The organism is Pseudoalteromonas piscicida, from assembly GCF_000238315.3.
Taxonomy (GTDB): Bacteria; Pseudomonadota; Gammaproteobacteria; order Enterobacterales; family Alteromonadaceae; genus Pseudoalteromonas; species Pseudoalteromonas piscicida.
In genome coordinates this window covers 2,718,040-2,744,818 of sequence record NZ_CP011924.1, presented here as the reverse complement: position 1 = coordinate 2,744,818, position 26,779 = coordinate 2,718,040, and the positions used below count along the sequence as shown (strand labels likewise).

Below are 26,779 nucleotides of genomic sequence, written 5' to 3'. Positions count from 1 at the left end.
TTAAAAGTATAAATGCTATTATGATCAGGTTTCGACTTAAAGAACTTATTGCTGATAAAGAGTTTCGGGAAGAACGTCGAGTTACTTTGGAAGAGATTTCCAAGATAACCGATATACATCGAACAACGCTTTCCAAGTTATCAAACCAGAAAGGCTACAACACGACCACCGAAGTCCTTGACAAGCTTTGTGATTACTTTCAAGTAGATGTTGGACAGTTGGCAGAACATATTAAAGATAATCCTGGGAGAGGCGCCTAATGTACAGTCAGCACCAAGCTCAATACTTTGCCTGGCAGCTCACTCGTAGACTTGATAGTGCGGATGAAGATAAATTAACCGGCGCTATCATGGACGCCCAGATTGATTTGAATCCGCACCAGGTGGATGCAGCCCTATTTGCATTCCGAAATCCTCTATCTAATGGTGTGATATTAGCTGATGAAGTTGGTCTTGGTAAAACCATTGAGGCTGGTCTCGTTATTGCACAAAAATGGGCTGAACGAAAACGCCGTATTCTTATCGTTGTCCCTGCTAACCTTCGTAAACAATGGCATCAAGAATTACAAGAGAAGTTCGGCGTAGAAGGGCTAATTTTAGAAGGTGATAGCTATAAAAGAGCAAAAAAAGAAGGCCTTTCAAATCCATTTGATGTAGGCGAAAGAATCGTCATTTGCTCTTATCAGTTTGCGAAGGCAAAGGCTTCTGACATTCAGATGATTCCTTGGGATCTAGCGGTCTTAGATGAAGCGCATCGGCTAAGAAATGTATATAAGAAAGGCAATAAAATAGCTGCTGCAATCCGAGATGCGTTAGGAAATACGTTTAAAGTCCTGCTAACTGCAACTCCTCTCCAAAATTCACTTTTGGAGCTTTTCGGTATGGTCAGCATTATCGATAAGAGAGTGTTTGGCGACCTAGACAGTTTCCGTATTAAATATGGCCGTCTTAATGACAAACTTTCATTTGAAGAGCTTAGACAGAGAATCCAACCTGTATGCAAGCGCACATTAAGAAAAGATGTTGAAGCTTATGTGCCTTACACCAAGCGGATAGCAATGGTGGAGAAATTTACTCCATCCAGTGATGAGCAAGAGCTTTATAAAAAGGTGTCAGCTTATCTTCAACGGCCCAATCTCAATGCTCTGCCGAGTGGACAACGTCAATTAATTTCAATGGTGATGTGGAAACTATTAGCGTCTTCATCATTCGCGATTGCAGGTGCTTTAAATTCAATAATTACTCGCTTGGAAGATGACCTGAAATTAAGTGAAGCTGAAGAAGGTGTATTCGGTGATCTAAATAGTGATTACGAGTCTCTAAATGAAACTGTTGAAGAGTGGTCTAGCGATGAAGATAGTCCAGACGCAACAGAGTCAACTAATCGGCAGTCAATTGTAGACGAGATTAATGAACTGAAATCTTTCAAACTGCTCGCTGAAAACATCAGAGACAATTCAAAAGGTGACGCTCTACTGAAAGCTTTAGAAATTGCTTTCAGAAAGCTCAACGAGCTTGGTGCTGATGAAAAAGCAATAATTTTCACTGAGTCCAGAAGGACACAGAATTACTTGCAAGAGCTTCTGAACAATAGCGATTACAAAGACGGTATAGTGCTGTTTAATGGCACCAATAGCGATCACCAAGCAAGAGATATTTATAAAGATTGGCTGGTTAAACATAATGGCAGTGACAAGATAACAGGCTCTAAAACAGCAGATACACGCGCTGCACTTGTGGAATATTTTAAAGAAAAAGGGAAAATCATGATTGCAACTGAAGCTGCGGCTGAAGGCGCCAATCTTCAGTTTTGCTCTTTAGTAATTAATTATGATTTGCCTTGGAACCCACAACGAATTGAACAGCGTATTGGTCGTTGCCATCGGTATGGTCAGAAGCATGATGTCGTCGTACTAAATTTCATTGACTCTACCAACCCCGCAGATCAGCGCGTTCACGAATTATTGAGAATGAAATTCAAGATATTCGATGGTGTATTTGGTGCTTCTGATGAGGTCCTTGGTGCTATAGAAAACGGTGTGGATTTCGAGAGACGAATCAAAAAAATATATGATACCTGCAGAGAAGCTGACGACATTAAAATTGCTTTTGACGCACTTCAGCAAGACCTGGCTCATGAAATTAATGCACAAATGGTTAATACAAGAGAACAGTTGTTTGAAAACTTCGATGAAGACGTGTTGCAACGCCTCAAAATAGATACCGAAGCATCTCTTGATAAATATGAGCAGATGCTACTAGCTTTGACTCAAACGGAGTTGTCTCAGCATTTAGAGATTATTGATGGTGGCTTTGTCATTAGCTCTTTACCAGATAGTGCACCGTCAAATATTCCTAAAGGCGAATACGAGTTACCTCGGCGTGATGGAGATTGTCATCTGTATCGCCTGAAGCACCCTTTAGCGCAATGGGCTATAGATAATGCCAAAAATAAGAGCCTAGAGCAGGCACATATTGTATTTGATACTAAGACAAGAGAGACCAAGGTATCTGTTGTTGAAGAGTTAAAAGGCCAAACTGGTCAACTTCAGGTATGTAAAATTACCGTCGAGTCGATGGAAAGAGCAGAGGACCACATAGCTGTCGTTGGAGTTGACTCAAACCTTAATGTCATTCACTCGGAAGTGTTAGAGAAACTACTTACATACCAAATTGTAAGTGAAACCCAAGCGTCGTTCCTCGTTGAGCCAATAATCGATAAGGAGTTGTCCAAAACCAAACATGAGTTACTTGGTGAGATTAGTCAACGAAACCTTAAGTATTTCGAAGATGAAGTTGAAAAGTTGGACGCGTGGGCAGACGACCTAAAGGTAGTCTTAGAGCAGAGTATAAAAGAGACTGATAGGGAGATTCGAGAGGTTCGCAGAACTGCGAAGCTTGCTCCAGATCTCCATGAAAAGCTGCATTGGCAGAAAAAACAAAAAGAGCTCGAGAAATTGCGAAATAAAAAGCGGCGAGAGCTATTTGATCGCCAGGATGAGGTTGATGATCGTCGAGAGCAATTGATCACCGAATTAGAAAATAAAATGAATCAAACTGTCGAAGAACAGGTGCTATTCAGCATTACGTGGGAGGTTGTTTAATGGCTGAAGGAGTTAAGCCGCACGAGTTGATCCAATTGTGTAAATTATTGGACTCTAGGTTTAAGGGAAAGATTGTAGGTACGGGTCATAAGGAAATTGATAAAGAACGAAATTTCTATACAAAAGCGCTTGCTGCTTACTATTTGACGCAAGAAGCGGGTGCATCTGATGAAGAAGCGATAAAGGCGTCAATAGACGGTGGTTTGGATCATGGTATTGACTCAGTTTATGTTGATACCACTCAAACAGTGTGGCTTATTCAATCAAAATACAAAGATTCTGGTACAGGCGAAATCGAACTCGCAGAGGTTGGTAAGTTTGTTGACGGTGTCAAAGACTTAACGAAGCAAAAGTATGAACGCTTTAACAAACATCTCCATGCGAAAATCCCGTTATTAAATGCTGCATTTGATTCAGGAGTGGCCAACGTTAAAGCCGTACTCACTTATACAGGCAGCGCCCTTGGTGATGACAAAAGAAGAGTAATGTCCGATTTGGAGACGGCACTTAATCAACCAGCTGATCCGATGTTTTTAAGGTTTCTGATTCGCGGCCTTGCGTCTTTTCATCGTATGCAGCTCGATGAGCAATTGCCAGCCCCTATAACAGCTGAAATTACTTTGGAAAACTATGGCCATATAGATGCTCCCTATATGTGCTACTTCGGCAGTATCTCCGGTGCTCAATTGAAGGCACTGAAAATTAGCCATGGTGAAAAGCTCTTTGATGCAAACATCCGTCACTTCCAAGGCGATACCGTTGCAAATCAAGATATTTCCAGCACTATTAGAGAAAACCCTGAACATTTTTTCTACTTCAACAATGGTGTGACATTTATTTGCGATGCCATTCGCCCTATTGGTCCACGGGACGATACTCGTTCTTCAGGCAAATTTAGGGTTGAGAATCTCTCTGTTATTAATGGTGCTCAAACAGTTAGTAGTTTGGCTGTTGATTTAACCGGTGGGGATGAAGACTGTGAAGTTAAGGTTTTGGCTACTTTTATCGCACTAGAAGCGGATCTTGATGAGTTTGGTGGCAAGGTAACTCGTTACCGAAATAATCAGAACGCCGTTTCAGACATTGATTTTGCAGCATTAGACGAAAACCAAGTTCAGTGGTCGCAAACATTACAACAGTCTGGTGTAGCTTATCGTTATAAATCTGGGGAATTGGATCAAGAAGATTTTGATGTTGAAACGGCTGCCAAAGCATTAGCTTGCTGGGTGACAGATAGTGAATGTAACTTGATCGCTCAGGCGAAAAAAGACTCAAAGAAATTGTTTTCTCGAGTATCTGGTAAGGGGGTACACGGCTCTGCCTATCATTATTTGTTCAAAGATAGCCTGCAGGCTCGCCAATTATGGCGAATCGTTCAAATTCACCAATTAATTCGTGATTCACTTAAATCAGACGCAAGGCAAGCTACCGGCATAGAGAAAGAAATCACTTCTAATGCCCTTATGTTGTTATGTCATATCGTTTATATCAAGGCTAAACAGCATATTGACCATAACGACTTGCAGCTATCGTTGGCTCACAGCAACGTTATTCGCTCAACTGCACAGTCAGTCACGCAAATTATTATTGCTGAGTATCAAAAGATTAATTGGGGGAAAAACCCTGCGTCAGTGTTTAAAAATGCAACAGACTTGAAAACACTGAAAGGTGCTGTGATGGCCGCTCAAGCTAAAGCATAGGAATTCAGGAAGTATGAGTAAAAAATCTAAAACCAAACTTGAGTTGACGTGGATTGGAAAAAATAAGCGCCCTAAGATTGAGCCACGTATTTTATTGGAAGACACCAGCAAGTCTTATCATGCAAGTCACAAAGTTAGCGAAAATGACATTTTCGTTAATAAGCTTATACGGGGAGATAACCTTCTTGCTCTAAAAGCGTTACAGCAAGAATACGGAGGCTGCATAAAATGTGTTTATATCGATCCTCCGTTTAATACTGGCGAGGCATTTGAACATTACGATGATGGACTGGAACATTCTATTTGGCTTAGTTTAATGTATGGGAGACTTCTAGAAATCCATAAGCTAATCTCCAATGACGGTTCGATATTTGTTCATATAGATGATAACGAAATTGCATATTTAACGGTTATGCTAGACGAGATCTTTGGGCGCTCTAACCGTGTTTCGATAGTTACCTTTAAGCAAGGAGCAGTCACAGGACACAAGTCAATAAACCCTGGTTTGGTTACGACTACCAACTATTTATTAATATATGCCAAAGATAAATCGCTTTGGAAGCCGAATAGAATATTTACCTCTCGAGAACGAGACTCAAGATACTCGCAGTTTATTGTGAACTATGAGGATAGCTACGATAAATGGGAATATATTCCGTTAAGCCAGGCCTTTGGAGAAAAATTGGGCATTCCCGCGCGCCAATTAAAGAAAACGCTAGGCAAAGAGTATGAAGAAAAAATTACTGATTTTGTAATAGAAAATGCTGAACGAGTTATTCGTACGGCAAGACCGGACTATAACTCTGTCGGTCAAGCGGTGAGAGACACAATTGATTTATCAAAGGAAAGTCCCGACAAAGTATTCTTACTCGAGCGAGAAAAGCATTCTGATATGTACTTTAAAAATGGTGAAAGGCTACTTTTTTACAAGGACAAATTGAAGGTAGTTGATGGGCAAGTTGTATCTGGAGAGCCGTTAAGTAATTTATGGGACGATTTACTTTCTAACAATCTGCATAAAGAAGGTGGAATTAAATTTCCGAAAGGTAAAAAGCCTGAAGCATTAATTAAGAGAGTCTTAGACTTAGCAACTAACCCAGGCGAAATAGTACTAGATTCTTTTGCTGGTTCTGGGACTACGGCAGCGGTAGCACACAAGATGCATCGTCGATGGATCACAATAGAACTTGGTGATCATTGTGATACGCATGTTGTTCCGCGACTGGAGAGAGTGATTGACGGTGACGATCAAGACGGTATATCCAAAGCTGTTAATTGGTTAGGAGGGGGCGGGTTCCGCTACTACAAACTAGCTTCTTCTTTGCTCGAGCAAGATCGTTGGGGACGATGGGTGATTAGCAAAGAATACGATGCCGCTATGTTGGCTGAAGCAATATGCAAACTCGAAGGATTTTCATATTTACCTTCGGATACTGAATGGTGGAATCACGGTTTTTCATCCGAGCAGGATCGAATTTATGTGACCACTCAAACCTTATCTATTGAGCAATTGCAAGGGCTCAGTGAGGAAGTCGGTGAAGACCGAAGCTTATTGGTGTGCTGCAGTGCATTTCGCTGCGCAGAAGATCGTTTTCCTAACTTAACTCTCAAGAAGATCCCCAAAATGGTTTTATCTCGCTGTGAATGGGGCCATGATGACTATAGCTTAAATGTAGAAAACTTGCCGATAAAGGAAGTGCACACTGATGAAGCTGTGCCAGCGTATCGGCAGGTCAGCCTATTTGAAAATGATGGCACTCAGCAGTAAAGGAAGTACAAGATGAATGCAAAAAATATAAATAATACTAATAAGTCTCGCATCCTGAATGCTATCACTGGGCGACTGAGCTTACGCAAGCCCCAAGAGCAATCGCTTCGAGCTCTAGCTGACGCTATTGAAGCTGCCCCTGACGTCTTGTCTCCGACTCAAGATGTTCCAGCACTTCTTAATACCTTGAGTGCTGAGTTCCCAAGCCTTGCGGATTTCGAGCGAGAGTTTCCTTCTTTGTGCTTTGCTTTAGCAACAGGTGTAGGTAAAACGCGATTAATGGGGGCATTTATTACTTACCTTCATCTTGCTTTTGGTATTAAAAACTTCTTTGTTCTTGCACCAAATTTGACTATCTACAATAAGCTGATTAATGATTTCACGCCAAATACGCCTAAGTATGTATTTACGGGAATTGCTGAGTTTTCTGCATATCCACCAGAAATTATTACTGGCGATAACTATGAGGAAAGGGGAAGAAACTTAGGGCTTCTGAGTCCAGTGACAATAAATATTTTTAATATCTCGAAAATTGTTTCTGAAGTCCGAGGCGGAAAAGCGCCTCGTATCAAGCGTTTGTCTGAGTATTTAGGCGATAGCTATTTTAGTTATCTTGCAGAATTAGATGATTTAATACTATTGATGGACGAATCTCACCGCTACAGAGCGAGCGCAGGAATGAGGGCGATCAATGAATTGAAACCTCGCCTAGGAATTGAACTAACTGCAACCCCATTCACTGAGTCTAATAAAGGTCCAATTTCATTTAAAAATGTTATCGTTGATTACCCACTGGCATGTGCAATGGATGACGGTTTTGTAAAAGAACCAGCTGTTGTGACGCAGCGTAATTTTGATCCTAAGCAGTATAGTCAGGAACAACTAGAACGAGTAAAGCTGGAAGATGGAGTGAGGCTTCATGAGGCTACCAAGTTAGAACTTTTCACATATGCCAAACAACAAAGTTTGAAGCAAGTTAAGCCGTTTATACTAGTTATTGCACGAGATACTTCCCATGCTGCTCAGTTACTAGAGTTCATTGAGTCTGACGCTTTTTACAATGGGCGTTATCGTGGTAAAGCCATACAGGTCGACAGCTCTAAAAGTGGCGCAGCCGAAGAGGAAATGATTTTGCGCTTATTGGCCGTTGAGAGTGTTGATGAGCCTACCGAGATAGTTATTCACGTAAATATGCTAAAAGAAGGCTGGGATGTCACCAACCTATACACTATTGTCCCTCTTCGAGCGGCTAATGCGCGCACCCTCATCGAGCAGTCAATTGGTCGAGGTCTTCGGTTACCCTACGGAAAGCGCACAGGTGTAGATGCGGTCGATCGGCTAAATATTGTGGCTCATGACCGCTTTCAGGAGATTGTTGATGAAGCTAATAACCCCGAAAATCCATTACGAATGCGTCAAGTTATTCTGGAAAAGGATAATAGCGAACAACCAAAAGATAGTGTTGCCGTAATTTCTAAATTAGAAGCATTGGTTTCTGGTGTGTCGGTACAAAGTGCCACGGGCCATCATTATGACATCAAGAGGAGTAATAATGTCCCGCAAGGTTCTGATGGCGAAAAAGAACAAGCTAACACAGTTTTTAAAGGTGTAGCAGAAAAGGAAGCTGCTATGGCAGCGCTTCGCGTGCTTCAAAGTTATCAGAACAAGCCAAATGTAGCACCTACAAGCAAATCATTACTAAGTGAGGAAATTCAACAGCAAGCTTTTAATGCTGTGTCAGAACATCTAAGCGGCAAACAACAGTCACTTTTGATTGAAGATGAAAAGATTGATCTGCATGATTTGATCAATAAGACCACACAGCTTGTGATAGAGCAAACTATTGATATCCCGAGAATTATGGTGGTACCGTCAGGAGACGTTACTTACGGCTACACACCTTTTATGTTAGATATGGGAGGGTTAAATCTTCAACCATCTAACAGGGACTTGATTATCCGTAGTTTACAGACGGATGAACAAATCAGTCTTTCTAGCCAGATGACTCATAAATATCAGCGGTTGGAAGACTACGTCGTAGAACATCTGATTGATTACGATGACGTGTCTTACGACGAGCATGCCGAGTTAGTATACGATTTGGCAACTCAAGCAGTAAGTTACTTCCGTGATGTTCGTGAGTATTCAGAAGATGAACTTCATAATATTTTCTTTGGGTTTGGAAAGCGAATCGCTGACACTATTCACGTACAAATGGCTGAACACTATTGGGAAAAGGCCAGTACCTACGAAGTTACCGTGACAGCTGGATTTGTCCCCCTCAAGGATGCCGCTTATACAACGAGCGATACAGAAATCCACAACGTGCGTGCCACCGTTCAAGACAAAGGACGAATTAAGAAAATGCTCTTCGGTGGCTTCAAGCGGTGTTTATACGATGTGCAAAAGTTTGATTCTGATACTGAGCGCACCTTCGCTTTGATTCTGGACCGTGAATCAGATAAATGGTTTAAGCCAGTCAGCGGCCAATTTCAGATTTTTTATAAAGATGGGGTCAATCAACGCGAGTATCAGCCTGATTTTGTAGCAGAGTTACAAGATAAAGTAATTATGGTTGAAACCAAAGCACGTAAAGATATTTCAGACCACATTGTGAATGCCAAGGCAGAAGCAGCTAAGAATTGGTGTAGCAATGCATCTAAATACTTTGCTAAGCACGGTGGCAAGACATGGGAATATTGGTTGATTCCACACGATGAGGTTTTGGAAAATAGAGATTTGCCAGGATTTATTTCAACAATATAAAAGGACTTGATTGAATGAGTAATTCTGAAGTTTTATTAGGGCTAATTATGAAAGCCGTCGAGACTGAGGAGTTACTCAGTACTGCTGAGGTAAAATCTGTAAAGAAGCTAGTCTTATCTGGAAAGGTTAAAGAGGAAGACTGGCTTACAGCCTTGGAAAATACACATTTCAAGGAGGGAGAAGATCATGACCTCGAAGCTTAATCTCAAAAAGTTAACTATTTCGGGTTTGCGGGGTGTTTCCAATCCTCTAACGCTCAATTTCGAAAAAACTTTTACTCTGATTTTTGGACATAATGGTACCGGTAAAACGTCCATATGCGACGCTATTGATTTTTTAGCTAATGGTGATTGCAGCTCCTTAGGTGATAACAGCTTAGGTAGTGCCCGACACAAGTTCTGGCCGTTTGTCGGTAAAAAGAGCTCTGATGTCGCTGTAGATCTATCTCTTTCAGATGGGTCTAGTTGGCGAGCGACTATTTTAGGGACCAAAACTTCAGTTAGTGTGTCGTCGAAAAGAGAACTACCCGTAGTTAAAGTTTGGCGCAGAAAGCAGATGATGGATCTCATCCTTGCGAAGCCACTTTGTAACTCCACCCAATTTAGTACAGCTATTTCGTAGAATTTTATGCAGCCTCAAGATAGCCAATTGGTGTCATATCGCCAAGTGAATCATGTGGTCGCTCATAATTATAAATATCTAACCACTCATCAGTGATTTCACGTACTTCTTGCAGTGACTCAAACAAGTATAAATCGAGCACTTCTTCACGATAACTTCGGTTAAACCTTTCCACAAAACCATTCTGGTAAGGACTGCCTGGCTCTATAAATTCCAACTTGATGTCATTTTTTATTGCCCAATCTTCGAGTGCCGTTGAAGTAAATTCTGGACCATTATCCACTCTAATCTGCTTTGGTTTTCCTCGCCAAGCAATAATTTGTTGTAGTGTTCTAATAACTCGTTCAGAAGTTAAGCTTGTATCGACCTCAATCGCCAGTGCTTGTCGGTTGAAATCATCCAGCACATTCAGTGTTCTAAAACGATGTCCATAGATTAATGCGTCACTCATAAAGTCCATTGACCACGATTCATTATGTTGTGTCGGTGCACTTAATGGTTCAGGTGTTCTTGTTGGAACACGGCGCTTTCCCTTACGTCTCAAGTTTAGTTTTAGCATGTTGTAAACGCGTTCAACACGCTTTTTATTCCACGGCTTACCTTTATTGCGAAGCCTTTTGAATAGCTTAGGCAGCCCCCACCTAGGATGGCGCTCTACCAGCGCAAGTAATGCGTCGATAACTTCATCATCTAACGGCCGTTTATGTTTGTAATAAAAAACTGAGCGGCTTAGCCCTGCCACTTCACAAGCAAATGCGACGCTGACGTTAAATTGAGCTCTTAAATGCTCTACCCAAGCTCTGCGCCTACTTGTTTTTACAGCTTTTTTGCGATGATATCCTCAAGCATCGAGTGCTTTAGGCTAAGCGTTGCAAACATATCTTTTAGCTTACGGTTTTCTTCTTCAAGCTCTTTGAGGCGTTTAATATCAGACGCTTCCATACCGCCATATTTTGAACGCCATTTGTAAAATGTACTTTGGCCGATGCCATGTTTGCGGCAGATTTCTGGTACAGGAATACCTGACTCAGCTTCTTTGATCATGCTGACAATTTGGGTTTCGGTGAACTTGCTTTTTCTCATCGTAAATTTTCCTATTTTAGTTAATGGAAAATTCTACTTATAAACTGTTTCATTTTTTGGGGGAGTTACAGGTGGCCAAATTAACTATGCCACTACAGGTTTACAAAGGAACAAAGAGACGGATAGACATATCCGATCTGACATACTCTGTTGGCAGTTTAGACTCGACCTGACAGGCAGATATGAGCGAAAAAGTGACAATCATGAAGTAGAAATTTGGACTGCCGACCAAAATATCTCACATACGATGAGATCTCTCCAAGCCTTATCACAATGATCTGCTAAAATAAACGAATAGACGCGACCAAGTTAAAGGAATGAGTATGAAACTGGTAAATATTGTGGCTTTGTCATGCATTGTTGCACTGAGCGGATGCGAATCAACTCCCCAAGAAAATAACAGTTTACCCACTGGAAGTAAGTATGCCTCAACAAAGTTTTCACCCAAAGCAGTAACAGCTAGGGTAGAATTTTCAGCCCAATGCAAATTCAAAACCGATAAGCAAGGCATTAGCGAATTCCTCGGCTTGTTTGTTCCTGCCGCTATCGAGCAGGCTGTAGATAGTTTAGTCGGTGCAGTACAAAAAGCCGGGGAAGACAAGACCAAGTCTTTATCAGCTTACACCGACAAACACTTTTACCGGGTTAAAACTGGTTTAGACGGCTATGATTCCAACCCAGCCACCTCATGTATGGCATTATTCATTCCCAACAACGATCCCAACGCAACGACTTTTTCCAACCAATATGCTTTATATAGTGCAGAGTTTGGTGCCTATAGTCTGACCGCAGAACCTGCATTTTTCATGGAAATGTTTGTGGAAAAATCAGCAGACGGCAAGATGTTTAGATTGCGCCCTATATTTTTACTCAAGACCAAACATCTGCACGGTTCAAACAGCGGGAATGTTAAGGATATGGTCATCGCCCTAGATTTTAGAAAACCGAGTGGCACCGGGGATAGTGATACCTTTGCGACGTCGTTAATTGAACTTAGTGATCTGCAACTGGGCACCATTTACGACAGTGATACATTAAAAGGTACTGTGACGCCCTGGATGAAACTACCAGGTGTCGAAACCGAAAGAAGTCAATTGATTGAAGACTTAAAATCCTCCATCTCGGAAGTCAATGCTTTGCAGCGTGAACTGTGTCTCGACGCTTATCACTATAATCTGTATCCGGATGTCCGAAAAAACCATCAGGTTACCGATCCGTATTTGAAGAATCTTGCCACCAATATCAAGTGTCAGGATATCCCCTGGAAGGATGAATCTCATGTCGCGATAGTAACCTATGACACCGCCTATAAAAAGGCTAAATTTTCAACCGAAGAAACCCTTAAACACTCGCTGGTAGTCAATCAGGCTGGCAAAGAAAGCGAAGCGGAGAAAAAACTACTCAAGCTTACTGATACTTCGACACGCAATGCCGAATCTTTTGCAGCCTTAAAGGCAATTGGTCCCAAAATGGATTCTCTTGAAAAGCATGAAAACAAAGTAACTCGTGTCAAAAAGAAAGTAAGCGAAGTCGCTAAATACGGCGGCCATTTTGAGCTTTTTGCTGAAATCGTAGAAGTCAAAGAAGGCAATAAGTTTTTCAAAGCACTTGGCACTATTTTAGGCGCATCAAAAGACCCACTGAAAGATTATCTCAAAGGTAAATATGACCCTGCCACCAAGGCTGCGGCTGCTGCGACCGCAGCGACAGAGAAAGAGACTAATACACAAGCCAAGTTCGATCTGAAGGTAAAATTGTTTGAAGCGGAAAAGCAAGTTGAGCTGGCAACCATTGCAATTGGCAATGCCAAAGATGCCACTGAACTGGCCACGGCAAACGCAAACTTGCGTAAAGCCCAACTTGAAGTTGAGGAGTATCAGCGACGCCTGGCGCTATTGCCTTAGGATAAAGCTGCTTGGATATTAATATTTACAACCTTTATCAAAGCTCTCAATACAGCGATGCGGTATTGAGGCGCAAAAAAGGCTGGCCGAAGGCACAAGCAGCCGAAGTCAACTTTGCTTACGAGAGCCTTGAATACGGTGAGGCATTTTTCGAATCCGAATTGAATGTCGATACAACGGACGTTGATGTCAAATGTTTAGTTAACTATGACATTTTCAGCAATGTTGCCATGTGGGATAAGCCTTACCTGGTGCTTGGCTCAGGTGACACCAGCTTAAATAACATGGCATTTGCTATTGATGTCATTGTGCATGAACTTACCCATATAGTGCTTGAGAAAGACAGTATGCTCAGACAAGGTCTGGAGCATCAGGGTATTAATGAACACATTTGTGATGTTATTGGGCTGACTTGCCGGTACTACGCCTATCAGACACCGCCAGAAGATTTTACTTGGTTGATAGGTGACCTGATTGCCAAGGATAATCAACGAAGAGCAATACGGGATCTTGCCAATCCCGGTAGTGCCCACCCAAATGATCGGCAGACATCAGATCTTGCGAGCCTCATGAGGCGGCCCAACTGGCAACTCGATACTTCGTCGTATGATCTTCTTGGGCCGCTTAACTACCTTTTCTTTGTTGTCGCCAGTAGTGGTATCCGCCCCTTGGAAGGCTACGGAAAAATTTGGTGGGAAAGTGTCAAAAACGTTCCGGCTCACAATGCCTTGTTTCATTTCCTGAGTAACCTAAAAAGTACACTCGAAGAGGAAAGAGCGCAATTTTTCAGTGCCTGTGAACAAATAGGATTGGCACATATTCCTATTCTTGAACAACTACTTAGAGCGTAAATTGAGACAATGCTATGACTTCGATAACTATTAACTGGGACCTCATTTTCAGTTGTTTAATGATAGTGATCATTCTATCTATGTTGGTGGAGAGAGTGCTCGCATTACTATTTGAGTCCCCGCTTTTTATCGGCATGGTGGAAGATAAACCAGACAACCTGCTTACCATCAAACCACTCATTGCCTCAGTGCTGTCAATCGTCACCACTTACTATTGTGATATCGACCTGTTACAGGCCATCCGAAATGCCCCTAGTACTCATCCATTTGGTTTTGTTATGACCGGGCTATTGATTGCTGGAGGTAGTAAAGGCTCAACAAAACTGTTTCGCGACTTAATGGGATTACAAAGCAATACGTTCAGAGACTATCAGCAACGCAAGCGAGACAAAAGAATGGCCTCTGATATACCGCAGGCCGTTCTGCAAGCATCCCGTCAGTCTAAAAGTTGTGTGAAATAGTACACCGAAGGGTAGTGTTCAACTATTTGTGTAAATGGCTTTCTTTACTCGTTGAAAGGGAATGTTGAATGCTAATATGAGACAAATTCATCGTTCAGCTCCTTGGCGGTTTACCCGAAAACCCCAGTACAACTGTGTATAGTGCACCAAATTGGCCATTCATTGTGTTACGTGAACTGGAAAAAACAATGTGTAATTTGCAACTATGATTCTATGGTTTGCTCACACAGAATAATAGTTGCTATACGGGGATGTATAAAAACGTAAGGACAAACTCTATTGTTTTAAAAGCCGCTAACGGGCAAACTTTATTGTCTGTTCACAGCCCAAATCACGCTCAAAAGCGGCTATAGATTGGAATAAATTCCGGCTTATCAAAAGAAAGGTTTTACCAATCAAAAAGGACACTAAGTATGGCACTTAGTGTCCTTTTGGTTGTTGGTCAGTTATCACATCATACTTACTTTGCCTACCAACTGCGCTTCAGGGTAGGTTTCAATGGTTTCGGCTTCGCCACGGTGATCGCTGGCTAGCTTTTCATAAAGCAGCGGTAAGACAACCAAAGTGAAGAAAGTACCAATGAGCATGCCTGCGACTAAGATAATACCTATGCTATTGCGCGCTTCTGCGCCTGCGCCGGTTACCAATACCAACGGGAAGTGACCAAGCACGGTTGCGCCTGTAGTCATCAGTATAGGTCTTAGACGTGTGGCCGCTGCCCCTTTTACCGCCTCAAATTTCGATTTACCTTCAAGCTGTAAATGGTTCGCAAATTCAACAATCAAGATGCCATTTTTGGCTATTAAACCAATAAGCGTGATTAGGCCGATTTGGCTGTAAATGTTGACTGTCGTGAGTGATAAAAATGGCAGCATCAATGCGCCTGCGAGTGCCAGTGGTGCGCAGCCGAGTAGTACCACGAGCGGATCTCTAAAGCTGTTGAACTGGATCGTCAGTAAGAAAAACACCACTATCATGGCAAATAAAAGTACGCCAACCATGGTGTTGCCTTCTTTTCTTAACTGTCTTGATTCACCTGCGTAGTCAATGGAGTAATGACTAGGTAAGATATCTGCCGCAATTTCTTCAACCTGTGTGAGCGCTTGTTCTTTGGTAATGTGCGGTAGTGTGCCTGCCAATATTCTAAACGAGTTTTGCTGATTGAATGAGCCAAGCACTCTAGGGCTTGTAAAGGTGCGCAAAGTAGCAAATGCTGAAATCGGAATAAGATCGCCAGCATCCGTTCTTACTTGCATATTAAGAATGTTCTCAGGATTGTACCTTTCGCCATCGCCTACAATGGGAATGACGCGGTAGGCTTTGCCTTCTTTGTTGAAGTAGTTGGCAAAATTATTCGACATATAAATACTAAGTTGCTCGTTTACCGACGATAAGCTGAGACCTAAGTCAGCAACCAGCTCTCGGTCGATTTCAAGCTCGGCTTGCGGCAAGTCGATTTTTAGGTCGGTATTGACGAACATAAAGCTGCCACTGGCGGTTGCCCGTTGAATAATCTCATCAGCGTACTGCTTCATCGCGGTTGGGTCGTCACTGGCACGGAATACTACCTCAACGTCAAACTGTCCTGCGGTAGGAAGCGATGCTGGCAGAATAGGGAATAAACTTAGCCCGGTCACGCTGCCTAACCGACCGTATAGGTCGTATAGTAAGTCGTGTACTGAGTTTTCTCGCTCATCAAATGGTGCAAGCTCTACACCACCAAAACCCGCTGCCGCCGTAATAATCTGCCAAGTAAACTCAGCGCCTTCAGTGGCGTTCATGACCTCGGCAGTGTCATTCATTTTCGCTGAAGTATAAGCTTGAGAAGATTCAGGTGGTGCTTCCACTACGACTTGAATACTGCTTTGATCTTCGATGGGGGCTAACTCTTTTTGTGATAACAGGTAAAACGGCACCGACAATAAAGAGAACACGATAGCGACAAAAAAGACCTGTGGACGCCACTTAAACAAGGTATCGAGCGCACGAAAGTAGAACGCTTGTAATCGATCAAAATAGCCATTGACCTTTTGCGTTAATTTACCTTCTTTACCGCCTTCAGGGTTAACGTAAGCACTCATGATGGGCGACAAGGTAATAGCAACCAGTCCAGAGATTAATACCGCAATGGCTAAGGTGAACGCGAACTCTCTGAATAAGAATCCCGTTAAACCTGTTAAAAATCCGATTGGCGCGTAGACCGCAGCAAGGGTCAGCGTCATGGCAATTATTGGTACGAGTAATTGACGTGAACTGATAAGCGCTGCTTGTAATCTGGGTTTGCCTTCGCGCATATGACGCGCAACGTTTTCAACCACCACGATTGCATCGTCTACTACCAAACCAACAGAAAGCACAATAGCCAAAATAGTCAGTAAGTTGAGTGAAAAGCCCATTGCTGAGATCACCGCGATTGCGCCTAAAATCGAGATAGGAATGGTCACCAGCGGCACCATAGCGGTTCTAAACGAGCCCATCATGGCGAGTACAACAATTCCCACGAGTAGGACGGTTTCCCCAAGTGTGGTGAAGATTTCTTTTATGGAATCACGCATATAAAGCGTGCCATCGTAGCCAATTCTTAAATGCATGCCGTCGGGTAAGATGGTATTAATCTCATCAATCTTTTTATACAGGGCATCACCAATATCGATTTCATTGGCACCCGGTAATGCCCACACCGCTAAGAATACCGTATCGTGGTCATCAAGGCGTGCGGTTACCATGCCTTCGGCCTCACCGAGTTCTACCGTGGCGATGTTACCAAGCTTGAGTTGCGTGCCATCGATTTCTTTTACCACTAGGTTGTTAAAATCAGCTACCGTTTTTAACGAGGTATTGGCCATCAAGTCGATGCGTTGTCTGTTATTTTCACTGTAACCTAAGGTGGCAATGGTGTTGTTTGCTTGTAGCGCGGCAAATACATCGCTAGCACTTACGCCATAGATAGCGAGTTTTTCGGTATCAAGCCAAATTCGCATTGCTGGATCGCGGCCACCTTCCAGTGTCACTTTTTGTACACCGGGAATATCAGACATAGAAGGGACAACATTACGGATCAAATAATCGCTCACGTTATTACGTGGCAGACCTTGAGATTCTACATCGAGATAGAATACTGCATACGGGCTATCGGCACGTACGATTTGAATGGCTGGATCTTCTGCTCCGCTGGGTAACTCAAACTTAATCTGGTTTAAACGGGTAGTCAGCTCAGCCAAGGCGTCGGTGGTACTGTGATTAAGTTCAAGCCAAGCGGTGACTTTGCTAAGTCCCGAGGTAGTTATTGAGTCTACATAGTCGACACCCGGAACAGTAGAAGCGACTCGCTCGATAGGTTCGGTAACATAGCCTTTAACGACGTCTGCGGCTGCGCCCGTATAGACGGTGTTGATCACCAGTGAGGCACTTTCTATCTTTGGATATTGCTGCACCGATATATCTCGGGCGGCATTAAAGCCCGCTAGCACAATAAGCAATGACACCACGATCGCCAGTACCGGCCGGTTAACAAAAATATCCATGATAGACGGCTTATTTTCGTGTAATGCGCTCATTACTGGCCTCCGTTATTGCCATCAACAGCAGCAACCTGATCGGTATAAACCAGTAAGTTTTCTTGTAGCTTGAATGCCCCTTCAGCAGCAATAAATTCACCACCACGCAGGCCAGATAGTACAAGTTGCTGATCGTTGACCTTATCGCCTAATGTGATTTTTACCGGTTTTGCCCGCCAATTTTGGCTGTCGTCCTTTTCAAGTACATAAACAAACTCGCCAAAGTGATTGCGCGTAATTGCATTGGTTGGCACTACTGCGGCGCTCACGACCTCGGTTGGTACATTGACTAGCACCATTTGATTATGGCTGAGTGTGCCATTGCTGTTTTGTAGCTCAGCACGATAACTTTGTTGACGCGATGCGACATCGACCATTGGCATTTTGGCTGATACGCGAGCAGGCACTTGGCCGCTGGCATTAGAAATTGCTACGCTAACGTCTTCGCCTATGTTAGGTTGTGGTAAGGTTTGTGGCATTTTGAAATCCACCCAAATGCTCTCATCTAACCCAACTAAAAACGTGATTTCGCTATTGGCATCAAGTAATTGACCAACCTGATATTGATCTAACCCCGCTTGACCCGGGTAAGGGGCACGAATGGTTTTTTTCTCGATTAATGTGGTTAGTCGTTTTACGTCTGCCTGATTTATTGCCACCTCGGCTTCGGCTTTGTCCACCTCATCTGGGCTGATCCGCTTTTGTTCTAGTAATTTGGCAACCCGTTGATAGGTTGATTTAGCAAGCTTTACTCGCGCTTTAGCCGCTAATAGATTTGCCTCATCAATGCTGCTATCTAAGCGCAACAATATTTGGTTCGCTTCCACTTGTTCACCGGGTTTAAAACCGACGTAAGTGATAAGACCTGGATACTCGTTACTAATGGTGACGGTGCGCTTGGCATGGAGCTGACCTACAACCTTAACCGATTTAATATGCTCAGTGGTTGATACATACGTGCTTTTTACCGAAGCGGAGGGATCTGGGAAAGATTCCCCAAAGGCGATCGCCGCTTGGATTTGTGTAAACTTCACAAAACCAAGGCTGGTAATAACGATGAGAATGATGACAACGGCCATAAGCCAACGTTTGATATTCATTGTGATTTCCTTAAGTTAACGAAGCTCGAGCGCTTGCAATTCTTTCTCTATGCGTACCAGTGAATCTTGAGTGATAGGCTGTTGCCATGGATAGCTGTTAAGTAATCGCACGGTACTGCGAATAACAGGGTCATTAAGCTCAAGTGGTGCGAGCAATGAAGCCGTGCCCTCAACAATTTGCTTAGTTTGTTGCAAGCGCAGTACTTGCTCATATCCTACGGTAAGCGCCCATCCGGTGATGATAATTTCTTCTATCATGTCGTGTAGATCTGGTGTAGCTTGCAACTCACCTGCTTCAATGCCATCAATCAGCGCTTGTTTAAAGACGTTTTCACAGCCACCACAGGATTCGATAATTTTATTGGTCCAAAACTCAGAAGCCCTTTTTATCACCGCCTCATTGGTAGAGTAGGACTGTAATTCATAATCAAAAGAGAAACGTTTTAGCTTTTGTGGCGAGATAAGACACACCGCGAGCATGCGTTCTGGCGTGCTAAGTGGTAACGACAATACTTGCCTAAAAACACTGGATGTATGGGTAAAAGACTCATAGGCCAGCGCCATTACTAGGTCTTCTTTAGTCTGCACAAACTTATAGATTGAGCCCATAGACAATCCTGCAAGCAAAGAGACTTTTGCCATCGTAAAGTCAGTGACTGAAGACTCATTAATGCATTGTTCCGCAGCGTTTAAAATCATGCGTTGCTGGGTTTCTTTATCATATTTAGGTGCCGGTGCCATCGTTTCTCCTTAGAGCTTGAACCTTATTCGAATGTCATTCGAATAAGGTTCAATTATAGAGAGCATTTTTAAAAGTGCAATAAGTAAACAGAGTTTTGTTTGCTTGAAAGTGCGATTTAAAGATATCGAAGGGAGTGGAATGAAGGCGCTGTACGGCGTTTCTTTGACAGAACGCCACGCTAATTGTTTAGTGATTTAAAATCCAGCTTTTAACGGGCTTTAACCACTCGTCTCTCGGGAGATAGAAAGCGCCGTGTTCTTTTCCAGTTGAAATAGAAAGCTCTGTAAAGCTTTTGAGGTTTGTTGAGCGGGCTTTCACAAAATCGCAAGAACCTACTTGATCTGAGGTTTCGTAAACAGACAACACCTTGCCGTAGAGCTGAATTTCGGTTTTACTTTTGATAAGCCCAGCGCATCCAGCTAGTACCACGTAGTGAATAGCATCATTTTTTAATGTATCACTTGCCATTATCGTTAATGCACCACCTCGAGAAAACCCCACGAGCGTAATGTTGCTGGCGCTGACGCCCGCATCCAGTAAATTGCGGACCTTACTAACCAAGGTTTTTGTATACGTTTCTGGTGCGACGCCTTTAGGGCGGTGCTCAGCAATTAGCGTATAGGCATCATCACTTAAAGCTTGTTTGATGGCTGGAAAGTCATATTTCCCCCAGCGCTTATGAATAGGCGTTTCATTATCACCTTCAACGATATAGCCATGAGAGTAAAAAACATATTTGGCAGATGGATTAATCTGCTCAGGTATATCTGGGAAAACTGCTTTTGCAGAGGCGATTGATGCCACGCAAGCGGCAAAGGAGGCGCATACAGCACGTAGTAAAGGATTCATTTTTGAGTCTTTTTAGTTGATGTAGCGAGATGGTAGCCAAGCTTTGATAAAAGAAGCAAGCGTAGCGCGATGGGTTATTTTGTATGAGAGAGTTGTGAGAACGAGTTTATTTTGTGAGATCCGACTCATTTTGTGGGGGCTGGCTCATTGTGTGGAAGCGAGTTCACCTCGCGATCTTTTTACTGCTCGCCGCGTAAAGCGGCTCCGACGTTTCAGCTTATGCTGTCGAGATAAATCTCGACCTACAAAACGCGCTAGTGGGAGCGAGTTTATCTCGCGATCTTTATATCATTTGCCGCTTCAGGCTTACGCCATTGCCAGCTCGCTCTTATCACCCATCCAGCGCCAGATAATCGGGTCAACAATATCGCTGTGGTTTTTTAGCACGGTAAAAGCGAGGCTTCTCACTTGCGGTAATAAATGTTTATCACGGCTAAGATCGGCAATTTTTAGCTCTGCCAATCCAGTTTGTTTTGTACCAAGCACTTCACCCGGGCCGCGGATCTCAAGGTCGCGCTCGGCGATGACAAATCCGTCGTTACTTTCTCTAAGCACCCCCAAACGCTTTTGCGCAGTGACCGACAGTGGCGCATGGTAAAGCAGTAAACAATGTGATGCGATTTGTCCGCGACCAACACGGCCGCGTAATTGGTGAAGCTGCGCCAGACCCAAACGCTCAGGGTTTTCAATGATGATAAGGCTAGCATTGGGTACATCCACGCCAACTTCAATCACGGTTGTGGCAACCAGCACATGGGTATGACCTTGTTTAAACTCGCCCATGATGGCCTGTTTTTCTTGGGCTTTCATACGGCCATGTACCAGCGCAATATTAAGTTCAGGCAAGGCTTCGGCAAGTGCTTTGGCGGTGTCTTCTGCGGCTTGGCATTGTAGCGCCTCCGACTCATCTATAAGCGTACATACCCAGTAAACTTGACGCTTATCTTCAACACAGGCCTTTTGTACTTTTTTGATCACTTCATTGCGTCTGGTGTCTGGCACGGCGACGGTTGTGATTGGTGTTCTGCCCGGTGGTAGCTCGTCGATAATTGAGGTTTCAAGATCTGCATAGGCCGTCATTGCCAAGGTTCTCGGGATTGGGGTTGCAGTCATCACCAGCTGATGCGGATAGCAATCGCCAAACTTTCCCTTTTCTCTTAGCGCTAGGCGCTGATGCACACCAAAACGATGTTGTTCGTCGATGATGATAAGCGCAAGGTTAGAAAACTGTACTTGCTCTTGGAATAACGCATGGGTGCCGACCACCATCTGTGCTTGCCCTGAAGCAATACGCTCAAGCGCATGAGTGCGTTCCTTACCTTTGGTTTTACCACCCAGCCATACGGTTTCTATACCCATAGGTTCAAACCAATTAAGGAAGTTGATGCCGTGTTGTTCGGATAGGATCTCAGTGGGTGCCATCAGTGCTACTTGGTAACCCTGTGCGATAGCCGTTAACGCGCTAAGCGCTGCCACAAGCGTTTTTCCTGAGCCAACATCCCCTTGCACCAATCGCATCATGGGGTAGGGATGTTGTAAATCACCTTTGATCTCTGCCACTACTCGACTTTGGGCATTGGTGGGGGCAAATGGCAAGGCCGACAAAAACTGGGCTTCAAGTGGATTGGTGGGCACTAGTGCAACCGCTTTTACCGCTTGGCCTTTTTGCCTAAGCTTAAGCAAGCTGAGGTTTTGCGCCAATAACTCTTCAAACGCCAAACGTGCTTGCGCGGGATGTTGCCCTAGCTCTAATTGCGCTAAATCCACTTCCTGTGGTGGACGGTGGAGTAATAACAGCGCCTCTTTTACGCTTTGCTGCGATGGCCGATATTGCGCTGGTAAATAGTCTGGTACATCATATTTGCGCAGTAACTCAACGGCTTGATCGGCAATTGCCCGAATGCTCAGTTGCTTTAATCCTTCGGTGGTAGGATACACTGGGGTAAGCGTCGCAAGACTCGGATCGCTCGGTGCAGAGCGCGTCTCTTTGATGCTGTATTCTGGATGCGCCATTTCAAAGCCATAGTGACCACGGCGAACCTCACCAAAACAGCGGATCACTTTGCCCGCTTGCATGGCATTTTTTTGTGCCGCATTAAAGTTGAAAAAGCGCAGCGCGATCCGCCCCGTTCCATCATTAACATAACACACCAACATGCGGCGTTTGCCTTGCGTGATTTCGCTGCGTTCAATCTCGGCTTCAATGCTGACATGGCTATGCGCTTGCAGCTCGCAGATAGGATAGGTACGCGCACGGTCTTCGTAGCGTAGCGGAAGGTGAAATAACATGTCTTGCACCGATTGAATGCCAAGTTTGGCCAAACGCTCGGCCGCTTTTGGGCCTACGCCCTTTAATTCGGTGATTGGATAAGTGGCCAAATTTGGTGTCGACATGCTAATCCTCTAGCGCGATCCGCGTTATTTATTTCTTCTGCGTAAACTTAAGAATGTCCCAAAAAGCGTCGTCTGCAACGATTTCACCGTGCTCATCAAGTGCCGGGTAAGGTAGCTCTTTTTCGCGACAGCGGGTTGCAATGATTGGGTGACATCCTTCAAATAGTAACTTATGTTTTACCACAGGATCCATCATATCTGTACGTTTGTACAGTCCTGCTGCATCTCTTTGGCGCTGCGCTTCGTATAAAATAAGCGCTGCAGCAACAGACACATTGAGTGATTGCACCATACCTTGCATTGGGATCACGATGTGTTGATCAGCATGCTCAAGTGCGCGCTCTGAGATCCCTAAACGCTCTTGCCCGACAATAATAGCGGTAGGTTTGGTGTAATCAATTTCACGAAAATCAACGGCGCTATCGCTCAGGTTGGTTGCTAATAATTGTACACCTGGGTTTTGTTCACGGATTGTCGCAACAGCTTGGTCGATATGCTCATGCATATGGGTTTCAACCCAATTTTTGCTGCCGCCAGAGGTATTGTTTGTTAACCGTCTTTGATCTTGTGGCCATACTGCGTGTACGTGGTGACAGCCAACCGCGTCTGCGGTACGCACAATCGCTGACAGGTTATGGTGCTTATGTACTTCATCTAGGCACACTGTGAGGTCGGTTTGGCGTCTATCTAATACGCTTTTTACACGATGGAATCTATTCTCGGCCATCTACTTACTACTCTAATCAAAAAATTCCCGCGATTATAACAAAAAAGAAGCTAGGGCATAACGGTGCGCTGAATTGGGTTTTGCAGCGAGATTAGTGTTTCGGTTGACTGGATAGACTCAATAGTTTGCACTTTATTGATTAGCACATCTTGAAGGTGGTCGATGGAGCGCGCCATCACTTTGATAAAGATGCTGTAATTGCCCGTGGTGTAGTAGGCCTCAACAACTTCTTCAAATTCTTTTAAACGTGCAATGGCTCCCGGGTAGTCGCCGGCGTGTTTTAGGTTTATTCCGATAAAACAGCAGACATCATAACCAAGTCGTTTGGCATTAATGCTAACTTGAGTCCCCTCAATGATCCCTGCTTGCTTCATTTTTTCGACCCGAACATGGATGGTACCGGCGCTAACAGCAAATCTTTTTGCTAATTCCGCGTAGGGTGTTCGTGCATTTTCTTTTAAAGCGTGAAGGATGGATCTATCCAGATTGTCGATCTCATAATTTTCCATGTAAATATCCATTAACAATTGTCGTTTATATAAAATTTATAGCATATTTTTGATGAAAATAATTATGTAAAGGTGTTTTTGTTGCGGGTTATTGATGTTTGTGTCGATTTCTTTAAATATAGACTCAACAAAACGACAAATTCGGGAATGAGGACCTAACCATGTTGAGCAAGTATCAAGAGACACAAAAACAGATAGCACGAGTAAAACAAGTATTTTCAGCACAGCTAACCGAGCAATTGGGTTTAGTTGAAGTACAAGCGCCTATTTTGGCGCGTTTGGGCGATGGTATTCAAGACAACCTAAGTGGCCACGAGCAGGCGGTGCAGGTAAAAGTGAAAACGCTACCGGATGCGCAGTTTGAGGTAGTGCATTCACTTGCTAAGTGGAAACGTAAAACACTAGGCGATTATGGTTTTGCTAAAGGCGAAGGCCTCTATACGCATATGAAAGCACTACGCCCTGACGAAGATAAGCTATCGCCAATCCATTCTGTCTATGTGGATCAGTGGGACTGGGAAAAGGTGATTTGCGAAAACAGTGAGCGTTCGCTGGCAAAATTAAAAGAAACGGTAGAAACTCTTTATCGCTCAATTAAAGCAACGGAAAAAGTGGTTGAGGATGAGTTTGGCATTGCGGCATTCCTCCCTGAGAAAATTACCTTTGTGCACAGTGAAGAATTACGCACTATGTATCCAGATTTCACAGCCAAGCAACGTGAAAAAGCGATTGCTCAAGAATATGGCGCGGTATTTTTAATTGGTATTGGTGGTGAGCTTGGTGACGGTAAGATTCATGACGTTCGCGCGCCGGATTATGACGATTGGTCTACGCCAACGTGCGACAAATACCAAGGGCTTAATGGTGATATTTTGGTGTGGAACCCAGTGCTAGAAGACGCATTTGAAATCTCGTCAATGGGCATTCGTGTTTGTCCTGATTCGCTTGCAAGACAGCTTAAATTAACCGATGACGAAGCACGCTTGAGCTTAGATTGGCACCAACAGTTAGTTGCGGGTGAATTACCACAAACCATTGGGGGTGGTATTGGCCAATCGCGTTTAGTGATGTTGTTGTTGCAAAAGCAGCACATTGGCCAAGTGCAAGTGGGTGTATGGCCTGAAGAAGTACGTAGCAGCGTAGCTGATTTGCTTTAAACAGATCGCGAGGTGAACTCGCTCCTACGGGGTGAATGCATTGGTAGGAGATGCTTTACGCGGCGAGCTGTTAAAAGATCGCGAGGTGAACTCGCTCCTACAGCGTGAATGCATTGGTAGGAGATGCTTTAAGCGGCGAGTGGTTAAAAGATCGCGAGGTGAACTCGCTCCTACGGGGTGAATGCCTTGGTAGGAGATGCTTTACGCGGCGAGCAGTTAAAAGATTGCGCGGTGAACTCGCTCCTACTGGGCGAATACCTTGGTAGGAGCTGCTGCTTTTCGCGGCAAAATAACACTCTGTTTTAGAGGAATAAATTTAGCACAGTGATAGGTTTCTGGGTTACTCACAACGCTGAATTTATTCCTCGACTTTTCCTTATTCTCATCCCTAGTGTATTCTTATACGTTACTCGGTATAATGCCCGCTTTTAGCTCTGCGGCAGACTTGAGTAAACCAATACCACTCGGCCGGTACTTATTGTTGAGAATGACTATGACATCACCTACACGCGGTAATCTGTTTATCCTTTCTGCGCCTTCTGGTGCGGGTAAATCAAGTTTAATCAAAGCGTTACTGGAAAAGCACGACGATATTAAAGTGTCGGTGTCTCACACTACGCGCGCTCCTCGTCCAGGCGAAGAAAACGGCGTACATTACCATTTTGTCTCGGTTGATGAATTTAAGCAGCTGATCGATAAAGGCGATTTATTTGAGTGGGCGCAAGTATTCGAAAATTACTACGGCACTTCAAAACAAGCGATAGAAGATCAGCTTGCCGCCGGTATTGATGTGTTTTTAGATATCGATTGGCAGGGTGCGCGTCAGGTGCGTGAGTTGATGCCTGAAGTAAAGACTATCTTTATTTTACCTCCTTCAACTGCGGAGCTAGAAAAGCGCTTAAATGGTCGTGGTCAAGACTCTCAAGAAGTAATTGCAGGTCGCATGGCTGAAGCGAAATCAGAAAGCTCACACTATAACGAGTTTGACTATATTCTTGTCAATGATGACTTTGAGCAAACACGCGGTGAACTTGAACATATTGTTATTGCCGCAAGACTTGAGCAACAAGCACAGTCTATCCGTCATCAAGCGCTTATCGCTGACTTGCTAAAATAATTACTTTTTAACCATCAATACTTGGCGAAAGGCTAGACATACAGTAAACTAGCCTTTTGCATAATGAACTGAATTTGGAGTGCTTCGATGGCTCGCGTAACTGTAGAAGATGCAGTAGATAAAATTGGTAACCGCTTTGACTTGATTTTAGTAGCAGCGCGTCGCGCTCGCCAAATTTCTGTAGGCGGTAAAGATCCTATGGTTGATGCTGAAAACGACAAGCCAACCGTAATCGCGCTACGTGAAATTGAGCAAGGTTTTGTAACCACTGACTCGCTTGATATTATCGACCGTGAAGAGCAGCAACACCAAGAAGCTGCAGAGCTTGCTGCAGTAGCTGCAATCGTTGGTGGCAATCGCTAATCCAACC

Annotated in this window: 21 protein-coding genes; 13 read left to right on the top strand and 8 right to left on the bottom strand. The window is 43.7% G+C overall.

Annotated features, from left to right (window positions below):
• Window positions 1-20 precede the first annotated feature (20 nt).
• Genes PPIS_RS12775 through PPIS_RS12745 form a run of 7 tightly spaced genes read left to right on the top strand, consistent with a single transcriptional unit; the run spans window position 21 to window position 9,958 of the window.
• Entirely contained in the window at window positions 21-260 is a 240-nt protein-coding gene (locus PPIS_RS12775) for a helix-turn-helix domain-containing protein (RefSeq protein ID WP_026345652.1), read from the top strand.
• Entirely contained in the window at window positions 260-3,103 is a 2,844-nt protein-coding gene (locus tag PPIS_RS12770) for an SNF2-related protein (protein ID WP_010374339.1), read from the top strand. Before PPIS_RS12775 ends, PPIS_RS12770 begins: the two co-directional genes overlap by 1 nt.
• Window positions 3,103-4,803, top strand: a complete 1,701-nt coding sequence (locus tag PPIS_RS12765; protein WP_010374336.1) for an AIPR family protein — start codon at window positions 3,103-3,105, stop codon at window positions 4,801-4,803. The genes PPIS_RS12770 and PPIS_RS12765 overlap by 1 nt, the downstream gene beginning before the upstream one ends.
• A gap of 13 nt (window positions 4,804-4,816) precedes the next feature.
• On the top strand, window positions 4,817-6,571 hold the full coding sequence (locus tag PPIS_RS12760; protein WP_010374334.1) for a site-specific DNA-methyltransferase: 1,755 nt from the start codon (window positions 4,817-4,819) through the stop codon (window positions 6,569-6,571).
• 12 nt (window positions 6,572-6,583) lie between these two features.
• Window positions 6,584-9,337 (top strand): DEAD/DEAH box helicase family protein, encoded by a 2,754-nt coding sequence (locus PPIS_RS12755; protein WP_010374331.1) that lies wholly within the window; start codon window positions 6,584-6,586, stop codon window positions 9,335-9,337.
• A gap of 14 nt (window positions 9,338-9,351) precedes the next feature.
• Entirely contained in the window at window positions 9,352-9,540 is a 189-nt protein-coding gene (locus PPIS_RS12750; RefSeq protein WP_010374329.1) for a hypothetical protein, read from the top strand.
• A complete protein-coding gene (locus PPIS_RS12745) occupies window positions 9,524-9,958 on the top strand; it encodes an AAA family ATPase (RefSeq protein WP_010374326.1) in 435 nt (144 codons plus the stop codon). Before PPIS_RS12750 ends, PPIS_RS12745 begins: the two co-directional genes overlap by 17 nt.
• Before the next feature lie 4 nt (window positions 9,959-9,962).
• Here PPIS_RS12745 and PPIS_RS12740 read toward each other — a convergent pair.
• A protein-coding gene (locus PPIS_RS12740) for an IS3 family transposase (protein WP_407873800.1) occupies window positions 9,963-11,041 on the bottom strand; the annotation gives its coding sequence in 2 pieces (ribosomal slippage) (window positions 9,963-10,789 and window positions 10,789-11,041; 1,080 coding nt in all).
• Between the two features lie 323 nt (window positions 11,042-11,364).
• On the opposite strand from PPIS_RS12740, the gene PPIS_RS12735 reads away from it, so the two are divergent.
• The 3 genes from PPIS_RS12735 to PPIS_RS12725 are packed head-to-tail and all read left to right on the top strand — an operon-like array spanning window position 11,365 to window position 14,257.
• Window positions 11,365-12,945: a hypothetical protein gene (locus PPIS_RS12735; protein WP_010374319.1), complete on the top strand. Its 1,581-nt coding sequence runs from the start codon at window positions 11,365-11,367 to the stop codon at window positions 12,943-12,945.
• An 11-nt stretch (window positions 12,946-12,956) separates the two neighbouring features.
• Window positions 12,957-13,796 (top strand): M4 family metallopeptidase, encoded by an 840-nt coding sequence (locus PPIS_RS12730; RefSeq protein ID WP_010374316.1) that lies wholly within the window; start codon window positions 12,957-12,959, stop codon window positions 13,794-13,796.
• Between the two features lie 14 nt (window positions 13,797-13,810).
• Window positions 13,811-14,257: a hypothetical protein gene (locus PPIS_RS12725; RefSeq protein WP_232288079.1), complete on the top strand. Its 447-nt coding sequence runs from the start codon at window positions 13,811-13,813 to the stop codon at window positions 14,255-14,257.
• A gap of 449 nt (window positions 14,258-14,706) precedes the next feature.
• On the opposite strand, the gene PPIS_RS12720 is transcribed toward PPIS_RS12725, so the two are convergent.
• The 7 genes from PPIS_RS12720 to asnC form a co-directional block, all read right to left on the bottom strand.
• Entirely contained in the window at window positions 14,707-17,814 is a 3,108-nt protein-coding gene (locus PPIS_RS12720; RefSeq protein ID WP_010374310.1) for an efflux RND transporter permease subunit, read from the bottom strand.
• Window positions 17,814-18,914 carry an efflux RND transporter periplasmic adaptor subunit gene (locus tag PPIS_RS12715; protein ID WP_010374307.1) on the bottom strand — a complete coding sequence of 367 codons (1,101 nt, stop codon included), beginning with the start codon at window positions 18,912-18,914 and terminating at the stop codon, window positions 17,814-17,816. The genes PPIS_RS12720 and PPIS_RS12715 overlap by 1 nt, the downstream gene beginning before the upstream one ends.
• Before the next feature lie 15 nt (window positions 18,915-18,929).
• On the bottom strand, window positions 18,930-19,655 hold the full coding sequence (locus PPIS_RS12710; RefSeq protein ID WP_010374305.1) for a TetR/AcrR family transcriptional regulator: 726 nt from the start codon (window positions 19,653-19,655) through the stop codon (window positions 18,930-18,932).
• 187 nt (window positions 19,656-19,842) lie between these two features.
• Window positions 19,843-20,505 carry an esterase gene (locus PPIS_RS12705; protein WP_010374303.1) on the bottom strand — a complete coding sequence of 221 codons (663 nt, stop codon included), beginning with the start codon at window positions 20,503-20,505 and terminating at the stop codon, window positions 19,843-19,845.
• A 306-nt stretch (window positions 20,506-20,811) separates the two neighbouring features.
• Entirely contained in the window at window positions 20,812-22,899 is a 2,088-nt protein-coding gene (gene recG / locus PPIS_RS12700; RefSeq protein ID WP_010374301.1) for an ATP-dependent DNA helicase RecG, read from the bottom strand.
• Between the two features lie 28 nt (window positions 22,900-22,927).
• Complete coding sequence (trmH, locus tag PPIS_RS12695) at window positions 22,928-23,626, bottom strand: tRNA (guanosine(18)-2'-O)-methyltransferase TrmH (RefSeq protein WP_010374299.1); 699 nt, start codon at window positions 23,624-23,626, stop codon at window positions 22,928-22,930.
• A gap of 50 nt (window positions 23,627-23,676) precedes the next feature.
• Window positions 23,677-24,135 carry a transcriptional regulator AsnC gene (gene asnC / locus PPIS_RS12690; RefSeq protein WP_010374296.1) on the bottom strand — a complete coding sequence of 153 codons (459 nt, stop codon included), beginning with the start codon at window positions 24,133-24,135 and terminating at the stop codon, window positions 23,677-23,679.
• A 161-nt stretch (window positions 24,136-24,296) separates the two neighbouring features.
• On the opposite strand from asnC, the gene asnA reads away from it, so the two are divergent.
• The 3 genes from asnA (at window position 24,297) to rpoZ (ending at window position 26,772) form a co-directional block, all read left to right on the top strand.
• A complete protein-coding gene (gene asnA, locus PPIS_RS12685) occupies window positions 24,297-25,292 on the top strand; it encodes an aspartate--ammonia ligase (RefSeq protein WP_010374293.1) in 996 nt (331 codons plus the stop codon).
• A gap of 493 nt (window positions 25,293-25,785) precedes the next feature.
• On the top strand, window positions 25,786-26,409 hold the full coding sequence (gene gmk, locus PPIS_RS12680) for a guanylate kinase (protein WP_010374291.1): 624 nt from the start codon (window positions 25,786-25,788) through the stop codon (window positions 26,407-26,409).
• A gap of 87 nt (window positions 26,410-26,496) precedes the next feature.
• Window positions 26,497-26,772 (top strand): DNA-directed RNA polymerase subunit omega, encoded by a 276-nt coding sequence (gene rpoZ, locus PPIS_RS12675; protein ID WP_010374289.1) that lies wholly within the window; start codon window positions 26,497-26,499, stop codon window positions 26,770-26,772.
• Window positions 26,773-26,779: the final 7 nt, after the last annotated feature.